The following is a 2,905-nucleotide window of genomic DNA, read 5'->3' as shown; positions in this document are numbered from 1 at the left end:
GGCTACGTGGTGAACTGCCCGGAGTCGGGCGCCACGGTCACCATCGACCTGAAGGAAGTCGGGCCCACCTACTACTTCGCCCCGCCGCGCGTGTTTGAAGGTCTGCTCACCAGCGTGATGATCCGCATGGAAGACGCCGGTGCCCTCAAGCGCGGCATGTTCCATTACTTCATGGACGTGGCCCGCCGCGTGGGCCCCACCCGCATGGACGGCAAGTCCATCGGGCTGATGGACTCCATCAAATACAAGCTGGGCGACTGGCTGGTGTATGGCCCGCTGCGCAACAACCTGGGCATGAGCCGCGTGCGCGTGGCCTACACCGCCGGTGAGGCCATCGGCCCCGACCTCTTCAGCTTCTACCGCTCCATCGGCATCAACCTCAAGCAGCTCTACGGCTCCACCGAAACGGCCGTGTTCGTCTGCCTGCAGCCCGACCACGAAGCGCGCGCCGACACCGTGGGTGTGCCCTGCGAAGGTGTGGAGATCAAGCTCAGCGAATCGGGCGAGATCCTGGTGAAGTCGCCCGGGCTCTTGAAGGGCTACTACAAGAACCCGACCGCCACGGCCGAGGTGCTCACGGCAGACGGCTGGTACCACACGAGTGATGCCGGCTTCATCGACGCTTCGGGGCACCTGAAGATCATCGACCGCGTGAAAGACGTGGGCCGCCTCATGGGCGGTGCACACGACGGCGCCATGTTCGCGCCCAAGTACGTGGAGAACAAACTCAAGTTCTTCAGCTACATCAAGGAAGCCGTGGCCCTGGGCGACAAGCGCGACCGGGTGTGCGTGATGCTCAACATCGACTTCGAGGCGGTGGGCAACTGGGCCGAGCGGCGCAACCTCACTTACGCCGGCTACACCGACCTGGCGCAGAAGCCCGAGGTGTACGAACTCATCCGCGACTGCGTGGAGAAGGTCAACGCCGACCTGAGCCGCGACGAGCTGCTCGCGGGCAGCCAGATCAGCCGCTTCCTGGTGCTGCACAAGGAGCTGGACGCAGACGATGGTGAGCTCACCCGCACGAACAAGGTGCGCCGCGGCTTCATCAGCGAGCGCTACGCCGCGCTGGTGGACGCGCTCTACAGCGGCAAGACCGAGCAGTACATCGACATCCAGGTGAAGTTCGAGGACGGGCGCAGCGGCTCGGTGAGCGCCACGCTCAAGCTCGGTGACGCCAAGACCTTTGCCCCGGTGAAAGCCGCTGCCTGAAGCACCAAGACCATCCCATGAGCAAAAAAATCGGCGACGTCATTCTCGACGTGCACAACATCAGCCTGCGCTTCGGCGGCGTCAAGGCGCTCACCGACATCAGCTTCAACGTGCGCGAGCACGAGGTGCGCGCCATCATCGGCCCCAACGGTGCGGGCAAGAGCTCCATGCTCAACTGCATCAACGGCGTGTACCAGCCGCAAGAGGGCTCGATCAGCTTTCGCGGCCAGACCTTCAAGCACATGAACAGCCGCCAGGTGGCCGAGATGGGCATCGCGCGCACCTTCCAGAACCTCGCGCTCTTCAAGGGCATGAGCGTGATCGACAACATCATGACCGGGCGCAACCTGCGCATCAAAAGCAACCTGTTCGCGCAGGCGTTCCGCAACCCCTTCGGCATCGGCGGGGCGCAGAAGGAAGAAGAAGCCAACCGCGAGTTCGTCGAACACATCATCGACTTCCTGGAGATCCAGGCGTTTCGCAAGACCCCCGTGGGCACCCTGCCCTACGGCCTGCAAAAGCGGGTGGACCTGGGCCGGGCGCTGGCCATGGAGCCGCAGGTGCTGCTGCTGGACGAACCCATGGCCGGCATGAACGTGGAGGAGAAGCAGGACATGAGCCGTTTCATCCTCGATGTGAACGACGAGTTCGGCACCACCATCGTGCTGATCGAGCACGACATGGGCGTGGTGATGGACATCTCCGACCGCGTGGTGGTGCTGGACTACGGCAAGAAGATCGGCGACGGCACACCCGAAGAAGTCCGCAACAACGAGGAGGTGATCAGCGCCTACCTCGGCACGAGTCACTGAGCGAGAAACACCATGGCATTCTTTCTTGAAGCTCTTCTCGGCGGCCTGATGGCCGGCATGCTCTATTCGCTGGTGGCGCTGGGCTTCGTGCTCATCTACAAGGCCTCGGGCGTCTTCAACTTCGCCCAGGGCGCCATGGTGCTGTTCGCAGCGCTCGCCATGGCGCGCTTCTCCGGCTGGATCCCCGGCTGGCTGGGCATTGAAGACAAGTTCCTGGGCAACCTGATCGCCTTCATCATGGCCGGCGCGCTCATGTTCGTGCTGGCCTGGCTGATCGAGCGCCTGGTGCTGCGCCACCTGGTCAACCAGGAGGGCGTGACGCTGCTCATGGCCACGCTGGGCATCACCTACTTCCTCGATGGCCTGGGCCAGACCATCTTCGGCTCGGACATCTACCAGATCGACGTGGGCATGCCCAAGGACCCGATCTTCCTGTTCGAGGGGGTGTTCGAAGGCGGCGTGCTGGTCAACCTGGAAGACGTCTACGCGGCCTGCGTGGCTGCGCTGCTGGTGATGGTGCTCTCGCTGTTCTTCCAGAAGACCTCCACCGGGCGCGCCCTGCGCGCCGTGGCCGATGACCACCAGGCCGCTCAGTCGATCGGCATTCCGCTCAACCGCATCTGGGTCATCGTCTGGTTTGTGGCCGGCATCACCGCGCTGGTGGCCGGCATCATCTGGGGCTCCAAGCTGGGCGTGCAGTTCTCACTCACCACGGTGGCCCTGCGCGCCCTGCCCGTGATCATCCTGGGCGGTCTCACCTCGGTGCCCGGCGCCATCATCGGCGGCCTGATCATCGGCGTGGGCGAGAAGCTCTCCGAGGTCTACCTCGGCCCCTATGTGGGCGGGGGCATCGAGATCTGGTTTGCGTATGTGCTGGCTCT

3 protein-coding genes are annotated in these 2,905 nt (G+C 63.9%); all 3 read left to right on the top strand.

Annotated features, from left to right (window positions below; translation table 11 throughout):
• On the top strand, positions 1 to 1,212 hold a 1,212-nt coding region (locus tag Q0C59_RS17795), incomplete at its 5' end, for an AMP-binding protein (protein WP_291218037.1).
• A gap of 17 nt (positions 1,213 to 1,229) precedes the next feature.
• A complete protein-coding gene (locus Q0C59_RS17790) occupies positions 1,230 to 2,024 on the top strand; it encodes an ABC transporter ATP-binding protein (RefSeq protein WP_291218035.1) in 795 nt (264 codons plus the stop codon).
• Positions 2,025 to 2,036: 12 nt separating this feature from the next.
• The coding region (locus Q0C59_RS17785) for a branched-chain amino acid ABC transporter permease (RefSeq protein ID WP_291218033.1) at positions 2,037 to 2,905 on the top strand (869 nt) is incomplete at its 3' end.

The organism is Hydrogenophaga sp. (assembly GCF_022844385.1).
GTDB lineage: Bacteria > Pseudomonadota > Gammaproteobacteria > Burkholderiales > Burkholderiaceae_C > Hydrogenophaga.
This window is presented reverse-complemented; position numbering and strand designations above follow the sequence as displayed.